Below are 16292 nucleotides of genomic sequence, written 5' to 3'. Positions count from 1 at the left end.
TTATGTACAAGAACTATAACGATGTGACTGAATCCCCACGCAATGCGCTCATCCCTATGGTGGTCGAGCAAACGGCGAAAGGGGAACGTTCTTACGACATCTATTCCCGTCTGCTCAAAGAGCGGGTGATCTTCCTGACCGGTCAGGTTGAAGATCACATGGCGAATCTGGTGGTGGCTCAGCTCTTGTTCCTCGAATCCGAGAACCCGGATCAGGACATCAGCATCTACATCAATTCGCCAGGTGGTGCCGTCACTGCGGGTATGTCCATTTATGACACCATGCAGTTCATCAAGCCGGACGTCAGCACCGTCTGCATGGGGCAGGCCTGCTCCATGGGCGCCTTCCTGCTGGCCGGTGGCGCCAAGGGAAAGCGTTTCTGCCTGCCCAACGCCCGCGTGATGATCCACCAACCCCTTGGCGGTTTCCAGGGCCAGGCATCTGACATCCAGATCCATGCCCAGGAGATCCTGAAGATCAAGAATACCCTGAACGACCGTCTGGCCTTCCACACCGGGCAAGACATGGCGACCATCGAGCGTGACACCGACCGTGACAACTTCATGTCGGCCGAGCAGGCCGTGGCCTATGGTCTGGTCGATGGCATCCTGAGCCAGCGCGGCTGAGCAGGGTATCCCGGACTGTTGTAAACTCAACAGAACGATCCATCCTCTATTGATAAAACGAGGTTGCTGAATGACAGAGAAACGCAAGGGTGAGGGCGACAAGCTGCTTTATTGCTCTTTCTGCGGCAAAAGCCAGCATGAAGTGCGCAAGCTGATCGCGGGCCCTTCCGTCTACGTATGTGATGAGTGTGTCGAGCTGTGCAACGACATCATCCGCGAGGAGATCCGCGAGATCTCTCCCAAGCGCGATGGTAGCGAGCTGCCGACCCCTCATGAGATCCGCGCTCACCTGGATGACTATGTGATCGGGCAGGAATACGCCAAGAAGGTGCTGGCGGTTGCCGTCTACAACCACTACAAGCGTCTGCGCAGTGGCAGCGAAGCCGGTGGTGTGGAGCTTGGCAAGTCCAACATCCTGCTGATCGGCCCGACCGGCAGCGGCAAGACCCTGCTGGCCGAGACGCTCGCACGCCTGCTGGATGTGCCCTTCACCATGGCCGATGCCACCACCCTGACCGAAGCCGGTTATGTGGGCGAGGACGTGGAGAACATCATCCAGAAGCTGCTGCAAAAGTGCGACTACGACGTGGAGAAGGCCCAGCGTGGCATCGTCTACATCGACGAGATCGACAAGATCTCCCGCAAGTCGGACAACCCCTCCATCACCCGCGACGTGTCCGGGGAAGGGGTGCAGCAGGCGCTGCTCAAGCTGATCGAAGGCACCGTCGCGTCGGTCCCGCCGCAAGGTGGCCGCAAGCACCCGCAGCAGGAGTTCTTGCAGGTCGATACCTCCAAGATCCTGTTCATCTGTGGTGGCGCCTTCGCCGGCCTGGACAAGGTGATCGAGCAACGTTCCGTCAAGGGCACCGGCATTGGGTTTGGCGCCGACGTCAAATCCAAGAATGCCAAGGCTACCTTAAGCGAGAACTTTGCCAAGGTGGAACCGGAAGATCTGATCAAATACGGTCTGATCCCCGAGTTCATCGGTCGTCTGCCGGTGGTGGCGACGCTCACCGAGCTGGACGAGGCTGCCCTCATCCAGATCCTGAAAGAGCCGAAGAACGCGCTGACCAAGCAGTATGCTGCCCTGTTCGCGCTGGAAGAGGTGGAGCTGGAGTTCCGCGACGACGCCCTGAACGCCATTGCGCGCAAGGCGATGGAGCGTAAAACCGGTGCCCGTGGCTTGCGATCCATCGTCGAAGCCGTGCTGCTCGACACCATGTATGACTTGCCGTCCCTGGAAGGGGTCAGCAAGGTGGTGATCGACGAGACGGTGATCAAGGGGGATTCCGCCCCGCTGATGATCTACGACAATCCCGAGACTCAGGCCGCCGCCTCAGAGTAACTGGCTGATCTTTAATCACATAAAGGGGCTTTTTGCCCCTTTCATGCTTTTTACGGCCAAGGCGATTGAATCTCATCTTCGCGCCCCCATATACTCAGCCACGTGCTTTGCCAACGGTATAACAAGCCGAGAGGACATATATGAACCTAGAGCGTTCAGAACGCATCGAGATTCCCGTCCTGCCTCTTCGTGACGTGGTGGTTTACCCCCACATGGTCATTCCACTCTTCGTGGGGCGGGAAAAATCCATTCGCTGTCTGGAAGCGGCCATGGAGCAGGACAAGAAAGTCCTGCTGGTGGCCCAGAAGGATGCGTCGACTGACGAGCCAACGGTGGAGGAGATCTTCTCCGTCGGGACAGTGGCCAACATTTTACAGATGCTCAAGCTGCCGGACGGCACCGTCAAGGTGCTGGTGGAAGGGGGCCAGCGTGCCCGTCTTGAGCGGATGATCGATGACAAGGACTTCTTCGTCGGGGAGGCACAATACATTGCGTCTGCCGCCATCGAAGAGAAGGACCAGGATGTGCTGGTGCGCTCCGCCATCGGCCAGTTTGAAGGTTACATCAAGCTCAACAAGAAGATCCCGCCCGAGGTGCTGACCTCGATCTCGGCGATCGACGATGCTGCGCGTCTAGCCGACACCATGGCCGCGCACATGCCGCTCAAGCTCGAAGACAAGCAGAAGGTGCTGGAAATCGACTCAGTGTCCGAGCGCATCGAGTTTCTGATGGCCATGATGGAGTCGGAGATTGACCTGCTGCAGGTCGAGAAACGCATCCGCTCCCGGGTCAAGAAGCAGATGGAGAAGAGCCAGCGCGAGTACTATCTCAACGAGCAGATGAAGGCCATCCAGAAAGAACTGGGTGAGCTGGAAGACAGTCCGGACGAATTCGAAGCCCTCAATCGCAAGATTGAAGAGGCGGGCATGCCGGAAGATGCCCGTGAGAAGGCGCTGGCCGAACTCGCCAAGCTGAAGATGATGTCCCCCATGTCAGCCGAAGCCACCGTCGTGCGCAGTTATGTCGACTGGATGGTACAGGTGCCCTGGAAGGTGCGCTCCAAGGTCAAGAAGGATCTTGGCAAGGCGCAAGAGGTGCTGGATGCGGATCACTATGGTCTGGAGAAGGTCAAGGATCGCATCCTCGAGTATCTGGCGGTGCAGGCGCGGGTCAACAAGCTCAAGGGCCCCATCCTCTGTCTGGTTGGGCCTCCCGGTGTGGGCAAGACCTCCCTGGGTCAGTCCATCGCCAAGGCGACCGGTCGCAAATACGTGCGCATGGCGCTCGGCGGCGTGCGTGACGAGGCGGAGATCCGCGGTCACCGTCGCACCTACATCGGCTCCATGCCCGGCAAGCTCATCCAGAAGATGGCCAAGATCGGCGTGAAGAACCCGCTGTTCCTGCTCGATGAAATCGACAAGATGAGCTCGGACATGCGCGGTGATCCTGCCTCCGCCTTGCTGGAAGTGCTGGATCCAGAGCAGAACAACAGCTTCAACGATCACTATCTGGAAGTGGACTATGACCTGTCGGACGTGATGTTCGTGGCGACTTCCAACTCCATGAACATCCCGGGTCCGCTGCTGGACCGGATGGAAGTGATCCGCCTGTCCGGTTACACCGAGGACGAGAAGCTCAACATCGCCAAGCAGCACCTGGTGGCCAAGCAGATCCAGCGCAACGGTCTGAAAGAGTCCGAGATCACCATCGAAGACTCGGCGCTGATCGGCGTTATCCGCTACTACACCCGCGAGGCGGGGGTGCGTAGCCTGGAGCGCGAGATCTCCAAGATCTGTCGCAAGGCGGTCAAACGCATCCTGCTGGACAAGAGCATCAAGCATGTTCAGGTCAATCAGGACAACCTCAAGGAGTTCCTCGGGGTGCAGCGTTTCGATTACGGCAAGGCCACCGATCAGAACCAGATCGGCCAGGTCTGTGGGTTGGCCTGGACCGAGGTGGGCGGCGATCTGCTCACCATCGAGACCACCAACGTGCCGGGCAAGGGCAAGCTCACCTACACCGGCTCCCTCGGTGACGTGATGCAGGAGTCCATCCAGGCGGCCATGACGGTGGTGCGGGCTCGCGCCGAGAAGCTGCGCATCAACGCCGACTTCTACGAGAAGCGCGACATCCACGTGCACGTGCCGGAAGGGGCGACCCCGAAGGATGGCCCGAGCGCCGGTATCGCCATGTGCACCGCCCTGGTCTCCAGCCTGACCGGCAACCCGGTGCGCGCCGATGTGGCCATGACCGGGGAGATCACCCTGCGCGGTGAAGTGCTGCCCATCGGTGGCCTCAAAGAGAAGCTGCTGGCGGCGCACCGTGGCGGGATCAAGCGGGTGTTGATCCCGTTTGAGAACGCTCGTGACCTGGAAGAGATCCCGGCCAACGTCAAACAAGATCTTGAAATTTATCCGGTTCGCTGGATTGATGAGGTGTTGGCGCTGGCGTTGCAGGACAATCCGCAGGGTTTCGAACGCGTTTCTGTCGTGTAAATGTTGATGCGCCGCAAATTTGGCGCATTCGGGAGGTGGTTAAGGCTTGCATGCGCCGGATAACGGAAGTAGCCTTGACCACCGATCGGGTACTCATGATGAGTCGCAATGCGTGATGTGGCGCGGGTTTGCGCCAGATTGTCACTTGCAACTGATCAGGAGGCTTGCTATAAAACCTCCACTTGTTGTGGCCAGGGAAATCAGCGCCGCAGCGATGTTCGATAAAAGGGGAATATAAGAGTGAATAAATCTCAACTGATTGACAAGATTGCAGACGGTGCTGATATCTCCAAAGCCGCTGCTGGCCGTGCGCTGGATGCCTTCATCGATGCGGTAGGTGAAGCTCTGAAAGAGGGTGACCAGGTTGCTCTGGTTGGTTTCGGTACTTTCGCTGTTCGCGAGCGTGCTGCTCGTTCTGGCCGTAACCCACAAACTGGTGCGACCATCGAAATCGCCGCCGGTAAAGTTCCTGCCTTCAAAGCCGGCAAGGCCCTGAAAGACGCGGTCAACTAAGCCGGGCGCTGATCTTCATCGGCTCCGTCCTTGGTCGCAGACCAGACAAGTGAGAGGGCTCTCCCTCATACTGATTGACCAAGGCGCATCGCAATCGGTGCGCCTTTTCATTATTTACGCCCATCGAGTTCGGGAGCATAAGTACAAACATGATGTTGGATAAACTACGCGAAGGGGCGCAGGGCAAGGTAGCCAAGATTATCTTGGGCCTGATCATCCTCTCCTTTGCCTTGGCCGGGGTAGGCAGCTACCTCAATGGCCCGGCACGTACCGCCCCCGCCACCGTCAACGGCAATGACATCAGTGCCCCCGCACTGGAGAATGCCTATCGCAACGAGCGGGCCCGCATGGAATCTCAAATGGGTGAGGCCTTCAACCAGATGGCTGCCAACCCCGATTACATGAAGCAGTTCCGCCGTGGTGTGCTGGACCGGCTGATCGATCAGGCGCTGATCGATGGCAAGGCTCGTGAACTCGGCCTGCGCGTCAGCGACGAGCAGATCAAGCAGGCCATCGTCGCCATGCCGGAGTTTGTCGAAGACGGCAAGTTCAACAACGAGCGCTATCTGCAGCTGATCCGTCGTGCCGGTATGACCCCGGAGATGTTCCGTGACTCCCTGCGCCAGGACATGGTACGTCAGCAACTGATGGGTGCCCTGCTGGGCTCCGAATTCGCCCTCAAGGGTGAAGCCGAGCAGCTCGACAGGCTCTACAACCAGACCCGCGATCTGCGCCTGGTGCGCCTGCCTGCCTCCGCCTACATGAATGAGGTCGTGGTGACCGACGCCGAGGTGGAGCAGTTCTACAAGGCCAACAGCGCCCGCTTCATGAACGACGAGAAGGTCAAGGTCGATTACCTGCTGCTCGATGCCACCACCCTCGGCAAAGAGATCAAGGTCACCGAACAGGATGCCCAGGATTATTACGATCAGCACCAGGACCAGTTCCAGCGTGCCGAGCGTCGCCAGGTGGCACACATCCTGATCCCGTTTGGCAAGGATGAGAAGGCCGCCGAGCAGAAGGCAAACGAGCTGCTGGCGAAAGCCAAGGGCGGTGAAGACTTCGCCGCGCTGGCCAAGGCCAACTCCTCCGACACCTTCTCCGCCAAGAAAGGCGGCGAGCTGGACTGGTTCGAGAAGGGCGTCATGGATCCGACCTTCGAGAAGGCCGCCTTCGAGCTGGCCAAGGCCGGCGATCTCTCCGCCGTGGTGAAGAGCCCGTTCGGCTTCCACGTCATCAAGCTGCTGGCCGTCGAGCCTGCCCAGACCAAGCCGTTCGTCGATGTGATGGGTGAAACCATCAGCCGTCTGCAAGCTGACAAGGCCAAGGAGCAGTTCTTCGCCCTGCAGCAGAAGATGGCCGACAGCAGCTTCGAAAACCCGGATTCGCTGGATCTCACCGCCGAGACCATGGGCCTGAAGGTCGTCTCCTCTGACTACTTCAGCCAGGCCGATGCACCGGCACCGCTGAGCGATCCCAAGGTGCTGGCGGTGGCGTTCTCCGAACAGCTGCGCGATGACAACACCAACTCCGATGTGATTGAGCTCGGTGATGGCAAGGCGCTGGTGCTGCACATCATGAGCCATCAGCCCAAGGCGGCCAAGCCGCTGGCGGACGTCAAGGAGCAGGTGGTTGCGGCCATCAAGCATGACAAGGCCAGCGAAGTGGCGCGCAGCAAGGCGCAAGGATTGCTGGACAAGCTGCACGCCGGCGAAGACATCCAGGCGGATCTGGCCGCGCTGGGACTGAAGGTAGAGACCCATAACGGCGTCGCTCGCTTCACCCAGGATCTGGATCAGAACCTGCTGGCCCAGGCCTTCCGCATGCCTCATCCGAAGGATGGCAAGCCGAGCGTCGAGCTGGTCGCCGAAGCCAATGGCGATCGGGTCGTGGTCGCGCTGGACAAGGTCAATGTGACCGAGGAGCCGTCCCAGATGGTCAGCCTGTTGCAGGGTCAGCTTGGCCAGGGCAAGGCACAGGCCTCCTACAAGTCGCTGATCGACGAGCTGCGCAAGACCGCCAAGATCGAGTACTTCACCGATGTGGAAGCGGCCGTCGAATAATCCCGACACCGCAACCCATTGAAAACGGCCCCACGATGGGGCCGTTTTTTTATCTGTAAAATCGTTGCTTGCTGGTGTGATATTCCACCAAAAATTCCTTCATGCAGATATTTTTTGCCCGTCGTCGCATCCTGGCAGAGCCTCGGACCGTCATGTCAGCAGGGGGTCTCAAAGCGGGCAATAAAAAACCGGCGCCTTGGCGCCGGTTTGCATTGGATAAGCGGGGAGGGTGCTTACACCACGCCCTGGGTGCGCAGGTAATCCTCGTAGGTACCGCCGAAATCGCGGATGCCGTTCTCGGTCAGTTCCATGATGCGGGTCGCCAGGGAGGAAACGAACTCACGGTCGTGGGAGACGAAGATCAGGGTGCCCTGATACATCTCCAGCGCCATATTCAAGGATTCGATAGATTCCATGTCCAGGTGGTTGGTCGGCTCATCCATGATCAGGATGTTGGGGCGCTGCATCATCAGCTTGCCGAACAGCATGCGGCCCTGTTCGCCACCGGAGAGCACCTTGACCGGCTTCTTGATGTCGTCCTGGGTGAACAGCAGACGGCCCAGAATGGAGCGCACTGCCTGCTCGTCTTCGTTGGGCTGCTTCCACTGGGTCATCCAGTCGAACACGTTGAGATCGGTGTCGAAGTCTTCGGCGTGATCCTGAGCGTAGTAACCGATCTGGGCGTTTTCGGACCACTTGATGGTGCCGCTGTCCGGCGTCAGTTCGCCCATCAGGGTCTTGATCAGGGTGGATTTACCGATGCCGTTGGTCCCCAGAATGGCGACCTTCTCGCCCACTTCCAGCATCATGCTGAGGCCCTTGAACAGCGGCGCATCACCGTAGCCCTTGGATACCCCTTCCACTTCCAGGATGTTGCGGTACAGCTTCTTGTCCTGCTCGAAGCGGATGAAGGGGTTCTGACGGCTGGAGACCTTCACTTCCTCAATCTTGATCTTGTCGATCTGCTTGAGGCGGGAGGTGGCCTGGCTGGACTTGGAGGCGTTGGCGCTGAAGCGGGAGACGAAGGACTGCAAGTCGGCAATCTGGGCCTTCTTCTTGGCGTTGTCGGACAGCAGACGCTCGCGGGCCTGGGTGGCCGCGGTCATGTACTCGTCGTAGTTGCCCGGGTAGACGCGCAGCTCGCCGTAGTCCAGATCCGCCATGTGAGTACAGACGGAATTCAGGAAGTGACGATCGTGAGAGATGATGATCATGGTGCTTTCACGATCGTTGAGCACCTGCTCCAGCCAGCGAATGGTGTTGATGTCCAGGTTGTTGGTCGGTTCGTCCAGCAGCAGGATATCGGGGTTGGAGAACAGCGCCTGTGCCAGCAGCACCCGCAGTTTCCAGCCCGGTGCCACTTCGCTCATGGGGCCGTTGTGTTGCTCGATAGGGATACCGGCACCCAGCAGCAGCTCGCCCGCGCGCGCTTCGGCGGTGTAGCCGTCAAATTCGGCGACGGTGCCTTCCAGCTCGGCGGCACGCATGTAGTCGTCATCGGTGGCTTCCAGGTTCGCGTAGATGGCATCACGTTCGGCGATGGCGGCCCACAGCTCGACGTGGCCCATCATGACCACGTCCAGCACGCGCATCTCTTCGTAGGCGAACTGATCCTGGCGCAACTTACCGATGCGCTCGTTGACGTCCAGGCTCACATTACCGCCAGTGGGCTCAAGGTCGCCGCCGAGGATCTTCATAAAGGTGGACTTGCCACAGCCGTTGGCGCCGATGAGGCCGTAGCGGTTGCCGCCGCCAAACTTGACGCTGATGTTCTCAAACAACGGCTTGGCGCCGAACTGCATGGTGATGTTGTTGCTGCTTAACAAAGGAGATGTCCCGGTTGGTCTGTCAAATGGCGCGCATTATGGCACAGATCCGCCGAAAGTTTTAGCAGGAACTGTGATCTGGCGCTATTGCATGGGGGAAGGAGGGCATGAAAAAAGCCGGCGCAGGGCCGGCTTGTCAAGAGACTCAATCTTATCAGTGGGAGCTGGCGCCGGAGGCACCGAGCCCGGTCTGGGAGCGGACGAACTGCGGGAAGAACTTGGTGTGTTCGTCGGCCGCGTTCTGGGACTTGTCGGTCACCGAGAAGAACCAGATCCCGACGAAGGCCAGCGCCATGGAGAAGAGCGCAGGGTATTCGTAGGGGAAGATGGCGGCCGCATGACCCAGCACCTTCACCCAGATGGTGGGGCCCAGGATCATCAGGGTCACGGCGCTGATGAGGCCCAGCCAGCCACCGTAGACGGCGCCACGGGTGCTCAGGCGTGACCAGAACATGGAGAGGAACAGCACCGGGAAGTTGCAGCTCGCCGCGATGGAGAAGGCCAGGCCCACCATGAAGGCGATGTTCTGCTTCTCGAACAGGATGCCAAGACCGATGGCGACCACACCCAGCACTAGCGTGGTCATCTTGGAGACGCGCAGCTCGTCGGCTTCGTTGGCCTTGCCATCCTTCAGCACGCAGGCGTAGAGATCGTGAGACACCGCGGAGGCACCCGCCAGGGTCAAGCCGGCGACTACCGCGAGGATGGTGGCGAAGGCCACGGCGGAGATGAAGCCGAGGAACAGGCTGCCGCCGACCGCATCGGCCAGGTGCACCGCCGCCATGTTGGTGCCGCCGAGCAGGGCGCCGGTGGCGTCCTTGAAGTCCGGGTTGGTGCTGACCAGCAGGATGGCGCCGAAGCCGATGATGAAGGTCAGGATGTAGAAGTAGCCGATGAAGCCGGTAGCGTAGAACACCGACTTGCGCGCTTCCTTGGCATCGCTCACGGTGAAGAAACGCATCAGGATGTGGGGCAGGCCGGCGGTACCGAACATCAGCGCCAGTCCCAGCGAGATGGCGGAGATGGGATCTGCAACCAGGCCGCCCGGGCTCATGATGGCGGCGCCGTTGGCATGGACCTTGACCGCCTCGCTGAACAGGGCGCCGATGTCGTAGTTGACGGACTTCATCACCATGATGGCCATGAAGCTGGCACCGGAGAGCAGCATCACCGCCTTGATGATCTGCACCCAGGTGGTGGCCAGCATGCCGCCAAACAGCACGTAGAGCACCATCAGGATGCCGACCAGCACCACGGCCACGTGGTATTGCAGGCCGAACAGCAGCTCGATGAGCTTGCCGGCACCGACCATCTGGGCGATGAGGTAGAGCGCCACCACCACCAGGGAACCGCTGGCGGAGAGGGTGCGGACCGAGGTCTGCTTGAGGCGATAGGAGGCCACGTCGGCGAAGGTGTACTTGCCGAGGTTGCGCAGCCGCTCCGCGATCAGGAACAGGATGATGGGCCAGCCTACCAGGAAGCCGATGGAGTAGATGAGGCCGTCATAGCCGGAGGTGTAGACCAGGGCGGAGATGCCGAGGAAGGAGGCGGCAGACATGTAGTCGCCGGCGATGGCCAACCCGTTCTGGAAGCCGGTGATGCGGCCGCCTGCGGCATAGTAGTCGGAGGCCGAGCGGTTGCGCTTGGAGGCCCAGTAGGTGATGAACAGGGTGGCGGCCACGAAGGCCACGAACATGACGATGGCCGGCACGTTCAGGGGCTGGCGTTGCACCTCGCCGGTCAACGCATCGGCCGCCAGCAAGGGGGTGGAGATGAGGCCGCCGAGCAGCAGCAGAGACTTGCCTTTCATGATTGCACTCCCTTGAGGATCTTCTGGTTCAACTCGTCAAACTCGCCGTTGGCGCGATACACATAGATGCCGGTCAGCACGAAGGAGGAGAGGATCAAGCCCACCCCGACCGGGATGCCACGGGTGATGGCCGAGCCTTCGCTGAGCGGGGTGCCGAGCCAGCCGGGGGCGAAGGCGATGAGCAGGATGAACGCCAGGTAGAGCCCCAGCATCAGGATGGAGAGGGTCCAGGCGAAGCGCTGGCGCTTGGCGACCAACTCCTGAAAGTTGGGATCTTGCTGGATCCTCAGATAGCGTTGCTGTTCCATTGCAGTTCTCCGTGACGGTTGTGTCAGCTGTGAATGAAGGTTGTCCCTACCGAGCAGGAGGTCTGCTCATGTAATCAAAATGTGAATTAAATGTTATTTGTCGGCAATTAGACTTTGGGATAAGTCAAGGGTCCGCCATGGCGCAGGCGCAGGAAGATGAGGGCGGCGGTGACGGCGTCACTCAGGGCGTCGTGAGGAGGCAGGGCAGGCAGCCCCAGATGGCTGCAGATGGCAGCCAGGTGCAGATCGATGACGGCGTCCGGGTAGCGCCGATAGAGCCTGTCGTGATAGAGACGGCTCACCTCTATGCCCCGTTGTGGCAGCGTCAGTCCCCACAGTGTCTGGCAGGCCAGATTGAGGATGCGCAGATCGTAGGCGATGTGGTAGCCCACCAGTTCACGGGGGCCGATAAAGGCCAGCAGCTGGCGCAGCGCCTGTTCCGGCGCCAGTCCCTGCTGCAGATCCTGATGACGCAGACCGTGGATCACCACCGACTGCTCGCTCAGGCTGGCGGGGGGCAACACCCGCAGGGAGAGCGCCTCGCCGCTGAGCAGTCGGTTGCCCTGGATGCGCACCGCGCCGATAGAGACTATCTCGGCCCGCTCGGGATCCAGGCTGGTGGTCTCCAGATCCAGCGCCACCCACTCCTCCGCTGGGGGACAGTCAAACAGCGGGGCAAAGGGCTCCTCGCGAAAGGCGCGGCCAAGCCAGCGGCGGCGCCAGTGGTGCCACAGGGTCATTGCCGCAACCGAAAGTGGACGCCCAGCCACTGCTGGAACTTTTTCACCTGATGCAGGGCGTGGCGCAGCAGATCCCGGTCCCCGTGGCTGAGGGCATCCACCTGTACACGGTTATCCCCCGTCTTGAGCTGCCCGCCGAGCCGCAGCCGGATGAAGAGCCGGAACGCCTCCGCCAGGTTGGCGCCGTAATCGGCGCTGAGTCTGCCCGCCGCCACCAGTGCCTCGATGCGGCCCAGGGTCGAGGTTTCCAGCACGCCTGCCTCCAGTGCCAGCACCCGCAGGCCGTGTACCAGCGGAAACAGGCCGCCGCGCTTGAGATCCAGCCCCTCGGGGGCCTGCTCCAGCCGGCCGAACAGGGTGAGCGGGGTGTGAAAGGCGATGGCGGCGCGGGCCATCTCCGCCAGCAGATCGGGCCGGTCCGCCAGTCGCTCTCGCAGGTATCGGGCGATCGGGGCCAGCAGGTCCCTCTCCCCCGCAATGGCCTGGGCATCGGCCAGGGTGGCGAGCCACAACAGATCGGCCTCGCTGGCGCGCACGCACGCCTGCTCTATCTCATCCTGCCACTGCTGGGCCCCCTTGACCCACTCCGGATTGCTGACCATGACCCGCCCCGGGCAGGGGGGATAGCCGAGGCGCTCGAGCAGGGCGCTGAAGGCGGCCAGATCCTCCTGTCGAGTCGGCCAGTGCAGGTCGGCGGGCAGGATCAGGGCATTGTCCTGATCGGTCTTCTGGATCTGCTCGCCGCGCCCCTCCGAGCCCAGCATCAGCAGGCACACTTTGTCTTGCACCTCGGGGGGGATCACCAGGGCGAAGGCCTTGGCGATCAGCTGTTCGTTGAGGGTGGCGATGAGCTTCATCAGGAACAGAGTGTGGATCCCCTGGGCAAACAGGGCGCGGGTCAGCTGTTGTTGTTCCCTGGCGACCGTCTCCAGGGCGGCCAGGCTGTCGGCCCGGGCGATGCGCAGGGTCAGCACGTGGGAGTGGGTGGAGAAGAGCCCGAGTACCTGGGTCAGGTGCAGGATTCCCGCCACCTCCTGTCCCTGCCAGATCACCAGCCGCTTGATGCGATGGCGGGTCATCAGCAGCAGGGCATCGAACAGGTAGCTGCCAAGGGGGAGCCCTATCAGAGGGGCCGGGGTCAGGAGCGTGAGGGGGGTTGTCAACGGCAACCCCTGCAGAGTCAGCGCGTGCAGCAGGGTCTTGCGGGTTGCGAGGCTCAGGCTGCCATCGGGGGCCGGGTAGATCAGGCAGTCGGTGCCACGGGCCGCCATGGCCTCGCTCGCGGCGAGCAGGCTGGTATGCCTGTCCAGCAGCAGGGGGGCTTGCAGATGGCTTGGGTCGATGCGGGTCAGGATGAATTCCGCCAGGTTCTGCTGGCCGAGCTGGCTGCGCCGCTCCTGCTCGCGCTGACGCTCCGCCAGGGTGGCGGTGAAGTAGTGGGCGAAGGCGGGGTTGTCGGCGCAGAGCCCCTGAAACACCGCGCGGGGAATGAGCTGGCAGAGGGTGTCTTCCAGGGCACCGAAACGGTGGCGACAGTGGCCATCGAACTGGGCGCGCACGTCGAACAAGTCCCCTTCACCATAATCCCCGAATGACTGGTGGGGGCTGGACTCCTCCACCGCTCCCTTGATGACGAGATAGAGACCCGGTGGGGCCTCGGCGGCCTTCAGCACCGTCTGGCCGGCCCGAAAGTAACAGATGCTGAGGCGCTGGCCGAGTTGTAGGCGCGCTTGCTCGTCGAGGCCATCGAAGGGGGGGCGGTCGAAGTTGAACAAGATGGTCATGACAATGCTCGGCCGGGGGGATGGGGCCAGTCTGGCAAAGGCGCCGGACAGGAACCAGCCGACTTTAGTCGCAGAGGGGGCGCAGCCTCCCTGTACCCGCTGGTAACAGTCTGGTAACGTTGTGGTATGACCAGTATCAAGGAGGAAAGGGGACATGGATAAACCAAGGGTCAAGTGCGAGATCCGGGACGGCATCGCCGAGGTGATGCTGGCGCGGGGAGACAAGCTCAATGCGCTGGACAGGGCCATGTTTGGCGCCATCGACGAGACGCTCACCCGGTTGCAGCAACACAAAGGCTTGCGGGCGGTGATCCTGCACGGGGAGGGACGGGCGTTCTGCGCCGGGCTGGATGTGAAATCCATGCTCAAGCAGCCGGTAGCGGCCCTGGACATCCTCAAGCGTGAGGCGGACGAGGCCACCAATCTGGCCCAGCGGGTCGCCTATGGCTGGCATCAGTTGCCGGTGCCGGTGATCGTCGTGACCCAGGGAGTCTGTTTCGGTGGCGGCCTGCAGATCGCGCTCGGCGCCGATTTTCGCTTCAGCACCCCGGATTGCCGCTTCTCGGTGATGGAGATCAAGTGGGGCATCATCCCCGACATGAGCGGCAGCGTCACCCTGCGCAACCTGATGGGGATGGACACCGCCATGGAGCTCGCCATGAGCGGCCGTGAATGCGATGCCAGCGAGGCCAGGGCGCTCGGCCTGGTGAGCCGGGTCTGCGCCGATCCGCTGGCCGAAGCGCGGGAATTTGCCAGGACCCTGATCACCAAGTCGCCGGACGCGCTGGCGGGGATCAAGCAGCTCTACACCCAGGCCTGGGCCCGCAGCGACGAGGTGATGCTGAAAGAAGAGACCCGCTTGCAGAAGCAGATCCTGGGGCGGCCGAATCAGTGGCGTGCCACGCTCAACAGCCTGTTTCGCTGGCGCCTGCCGTTCGGGCCGAGACGCAACGCGCTCTGATCTTTCCCCAATATAAAATGGCAGCCAGGGCTGCCATTTTTTCCTCTTGTTATGCGCCTAAGGATCAGGAGATTTTGCGATCCGGCTCGAAGGCGTGACCGGCCTGTTCCTGCTCCAGGTTGTCTTCGGAGCGGCGACCCATCCAGTAGTCGGCGTTCTTGATGCCGAGTTTTTCCGGGTGGAACACGGGATCCAGCCCCTTGGCCTGCTGGGCCTCGTAGTCTTTCAGGCAGACGAGGGCGGTCTTTTGCAGCAGCAGGATGGCACCGATGTTGAGCCAGGCCATCAGCCCGACCCCGATATCCCCCATGCCCCAGGCGAGATCGGCGGTCTTGACGGTGCCGTAGACGGTGGAGGCCATCAGCGTCAATTTCAGCACAAAGGTCAGCCAAGGGCGGTTCACCTTGCGGTTGATGTAGGCGATGTTGGTCTCGGCGATGTAGTAGTAGGCGACGATGGTGGTAAACGCGAAGAAGAACAGCGCGATGGCCACGAACATGCTGCCAAAGCCGGGCATCATGCTCTCCATGGCGGTCTGCACATAGCCGGGACCGGCGGCCACACCGGCGATGCCGGTGTAGATGGCTGCGCCATCCGGCCCCTGCACGTTATAGAGCCCGGTAATGAGCAGCATGAAGCCGGTGGCGGAGCAGACGAACAGGGTGTCGATGTAGACGGAGAACGCCTGCACCAGCCCCTGCTTGGCCGGGTGGCTGACCGCGGCGGCGGAGGAGGCGTGGGGTCCGGTGCCCTGGCCTGCCTCGTTGGAGTAGACCCCGCGCTTGACCCCCCACATGATGGCGAGCCCCAGCACGGCGCCAAAACCGGCGTCAAAGCCGAAGGCACTCTTCCAGATCAGCATCAGCACGCCCGGCAACTGACCGATGTTGAGGGCGATGATGACGCAGGCGACGATGATGTAGCCGAGCGCCATGAAGGGCACCACGGTGCTCGCGAAGTGGGCGATGCGCTTGACGCCGCCAAAGATGATGAAGCCGAGCAGCAGCGCCAGACCGGCGGCGGTAACGTTCGGATCGATGGCGAAGGCGGTCTGCAGGCTGGCGCCGATGGAGTTGGCCTGCACCCCCGGCAGCAGTACGCCGCAGGCGAAGATGGTGGAGATCGCGAAGGTCCAGGCGTACCACTTCATGCCGAGCCCTTTCTCGATGTAGAAGGCCGGGCCGCCGCGGTATTCACCGTTGATCTTCTCCTTGTAGACCTGACCCAGGGTGGATTCAACGAAGGCGGAGCTGGCGCCGAGGAAGGCGACCATCCACATCCAGAACAGGGCACCTGGGCCACCGAAGGTGATGGCGGTGGCGACCCCGGCGATGTTGCCGGTGCCGACCCGGCCGGCCAGGGTCATGGCCAGCGCCTGGAAGGAAGAGACACCGGCATCGGTGCTCTTGCCATCAAACATCAACCGGACCATCTCCTTGATGTGGCGCAGTTGCAGGAAGCGGGTGCGCAGGGAGAAGTAGAGGCCGACTCCCAGGCATAAAAAAATCAGCGCGGGGCTCCATATCACCCCATTGATGGCATTGACGATCTCATTCATGTACAACAACTCCTTTGTTGTGTTCGCTTGGGCGAGGTCTGTGCCTCGCTCTCTCGAAAAAGCAGGCGACCAAGGAGGTCACCCAAGATTTTGGGCGGAACTTTCGACTGCCAAGTCCGCGGGTTTTAACATATCCATTTGTTTCACGGCTTTCTAGCAAAAGCTGTTGCTTGATTGTTAATTTGTGAATTGACGTTAACAAATGGCCAAGGACGCTGGACAAGATTCGGTCGTTGCCCATCATGTGCGCAAGCAGGCTGTCG

General features: G+C 61.2%; 12 protein-coding genes. 6 read left to right on the top strand and 6 right to left on the bottom strand.

Annotated features, from left to right (window positions below; genetic code table 11):
• The first annotated feature begins 2 nt into the window (after window positions 1–2).
• From clpP to ppiD, 5 genes are all read left to right on the top strand, one after another.
• A complete protein-coding gene (gene clpP / locus ACZ9IL_RS07880; RefSeq protein ID WP_005324106.1) occupies window positions 3–626 on the top strand; it encodes an ATP-dependent Clp endopeptidase proteolytic subunit ClpP in 624 nt (207 codons plus the stop codon).
• Window positions 627–696: 70 nt separating this feature from the next.
• Window positions 697–1971, top strand: coding sequence for an ATP-dependent protease ATP-binding subunit ClpX (gene clpX / locus ACZ9IL_RS07875; RefSeq protein WP_033129954.1), 1275 nt, complete (start codon window positions 697–699; stop codon window positions 1969–1971).
• 140 nt (window positions 1972–2111) lie between these two features.
• Window positions 2112–4466 (top strand): endopeptidase La, encoded by a 2355-nt coding sequence (gene lon / locus ACZ9IL_RS07870; RefSeq protein WP_476003014.1) that lies wholly within the window; start codon window positions 2112–2114, stop codon window positions 4464–4466.
• Between the two features lie 240 nt (window positions 4467–4706).
• Window positions 4707–4979, top strand: coding sequence for a nucleoid-associated protein HU-beta (gene hupB / locus ACZ9IL_RS07865; protein WP_005315375.1), 273 nt, complete (start codon window positions 4707–4709; stop codon window positions 4977–4979).
• Window positions 4980–5128: 149 nt separating this feature from the next.
• On the top strand, window positions 5129–7042 hold the full coding sequence (gene ppiD, locus ACZ9IL_RS07860) for a peptidylprolyl isomerase (protein WP_476003013.1): 1914 nt from the start codon (window positions 5129–5131) through the stop codon (window positions 7040–7042).
• Between the two features lie 233 nt (window positions 7043–7275).
• Here the strand turns inward: ppiD and ACZ9IL_RS07855 are convergent, their stop codons facing one another.
• From ACZ9IL_RS07855 to ACZ9IL_RS07835, 5 genes are all read right to left on the bottom strand, one after another.
• Complete coding sequence (locus tag ACZ9IL_RS07855) at window positions 7276–8868, bottom strand: ABC-F family ATPase (RefSeq protein WP_476003012.1); 1593 nt, start codon at window positions 8866–8868, stop codon at window positions 7276–7278.
• A gap of 154 nt (window positions 8869–9022) precedes the next feature.
• Window positions 9023–10678, bottom strand: a complete 1656-nt coding sequence (locus ACZ9IL_RS07850) for a cation acetate symporter (protein WP_476003011.1) — start codon at window positions 10676–10678, stop codon at window positions 9023–9025.
• Window positions 10675–10986 carry a DUF485 domain-containing protein gene (locus tag ACZ9IL_RS07845; protein ID WP_476003010.1) on the bottom strand — a complete coding sequence of 104 codons (312 nt, stop codon included), beginning with the start codon at window positions 10984–10986 and terminating at the stop codon, window positions 10675–10677. The genes ACZ9IL_RS07850 and ACZ9IL_RS07845 overlap by 4 nt, the downstream gene beginning before the upstream one ends.
• Window positions 10987–11093: 107 nt before the next feature.
• A complete protein-coding gene (locus ACZ9IL_RS07840) occupies window positions 11094–11726 on the bottom strand; it encodes a 3'-5' exonuclease (protein ID WP_476003009.1) in 633 nt (210 codons plus the stop codon).
• Complete coding sequence (locus ACZ9IL_RS07835) at window positions 11723–13510, bottom strand: putative nucleotidyltransferase substrate binding domain-containing protein (protein WP_476003008.1); 1788 nt, start codon at window positions 13508–13510, stop codon at window positions 11723–11725. Before ACZ9IL_RS07835 ends, ACZ9IL_RS07840 begins: the two co-directional genes overlap by 4 nt.
• A gap of 154 nt (window positions 13511–13664) precedes the next feature.
• On the opposite strand from ACZ9IL_RS07835, the gene ACZ9IL_RS07830 reads away from it, so the two are divergent.
• Window positions 13665–14471 carry a crotonase/enoyl-CoA hydratase family protein gene (locus ACZ9IL_RS07830; protein ID WP_476003007.1) on the top strand — a complete coding sequence of 269 codons (807 nt, stop codon included), beginning with the start codon at window positions 13665–13667 and terminating at the stop codon, window positions 14469–14471.
• A gap of 64 nt (window positions 14472–14535) precedes the next feature.
• Here ACZ9IL_RS07830 and ACZ9IL_RS07825 read toward each other — a convergent pair whose 3' ends face one another.
• Window positions 14536–16029: an alanine/glycine:cation symporter family protein gene (locus ACZ9IL_RS07825; protein WP_476003006.1), complete on the bottom strand. Its 1494-nt coding sequence runs from the start codon at window positions 16027–16029 to the stop codon at window positions 14536–14538.
• Window positions 16030–16292 lie beyond the last annotated feature (263 nt).

The sequence above is a fragment of the Aeromonas sp. TECH754 genome, assembly GCF_056279295.1.
The sequence above is the reverse complement of the archived record's forward strand: the minus strand, read 5'-3'. Positions and strand labels throughout refer to the sequence as shown.